General features: G+C 45.0%; 1 protein-coding gene. It reads left to right on the top strand.

Annotated features, from left to right (window positions below; translation table 11 throughout):
* Positions 1-76 precede the first annotated feature (76 nt).
* A complete protein-coding gene (locus HCJ96_RS16145) occupies positions 77-1,270 on the top strand; it encodes an ISL3 family transposase (protein ID WP_169212118.1) in 1,194 nt (397 codons plus the stop codon).
* The last annotated feature ends 30 nt before the right edge of the window (positions 1,271-1,300 follow it).

Raw genomic sequence — 1,300 nt, forward strand, 5'->3', positions numbered from 1 at the left:
GGCTCTTCATCATTAACGGGGGACACCCGCATTCATTAAACTGATTTTGCGAAGAATCATTTAATGGAGAATACAAGTGTCCCACGCAGGTACTATTTTAGGCATATCTGAACTAGAAATCGAACGTGTTCATCGGCATGACTTTATCGAAGTCTGGGCCAGGCCAAGTCGACGCCCTATGTGTAAGCATTGTGAAGGTCGAGAGCTTCGCATTAAGGCAACACATAAACGCACGGTAAAACACACGCGCCAGGGCAATCAGGTACTCACCTTGCACTTAAAAGTGCCAAAATATCATTGTCGTATCTGCAACCGCTACTTTAGGCATCCTTTTGTGGGGATCCGCCCCCGTTACCGAGCATCTGAATGTTTTCGACTTGAGGTATTTGAAGCGCATCATGGTGGTGTTACTCAGCGAGGGATATCACGTACACATCGCATTAGCCCAACCACAGTTGAACGTTGGTATCAGTCTCACATCAGTCAGAAATACAAAGAGATAATCAGTCGACCTTGCCCGGAGATGCTGGGGATTGATGAGCATTTCTTTACGCGTAAGAAAGGCTACGCTACAACGTTTGTGGATCTGCGCCATCGTAGTGTGTTCGATGTCAAGCTGGGACGTTCTGAGTTGAGTTTACGTACGTATTTACGTCAGCTTCCCAACAAAGAGAATGTAAAGCTTATCGCAATGGATTTATCAGAAACATATCGCAGAATTGCTAAACGCTATTTTCCCAACGCAACGATAGTGGCTGACCGTTTTCATGTGGTGCGCTTGATTAACCATCACTTTTTAAAAGCGTGGCAGCAGCATCATCCTGAAGGACGTAAGAACAGAGGCTTGCTCAGTTTGATGCGACGGCATCAATGGCGATTGAGCGAAGATAATAACACCAACTTACAGCGTTACTTAGCTGATTATCCAGTGCTAAAAACCTTGTATGAGGTCAAACAAAAGCTCATCAGATATATGTTATTAAAGACAATGAATGAAAATCGTATGGCAAAGAAGCTACCCGGCTTCCTGGATTTGCTCGAGCAGTTGCATCACAGCCCGCTGCGAGCGCTGGCCAATACCTTAACTTCTTGGCTCCAGCCAATCATTGCCATGTGGCGCTTTACCCGCAACAACGGCATTACTGAGGGCTTCCACAACAAAATGGAAATGATATCGAGAAGAGCGTATGGTTTTAGAAATTTTGAAAATTACAGAATAAGAGTAATGACCCATTGTGGATGGGATGGTGTAATTAATCGAGTGAGATGAATGCTGATCCCCCGTTTATGAGGTAGAGCC

Origin of the sequence: Alteromonas ponticola, from assembly GCF_012911815.1 — a bacterium.
GTDB lineage: Bacteria > Pseudomonadota > Gammaproteobacteria > Enterobacterales > Alteromonadaceae > Alteromonas > Alteromonas ponticola.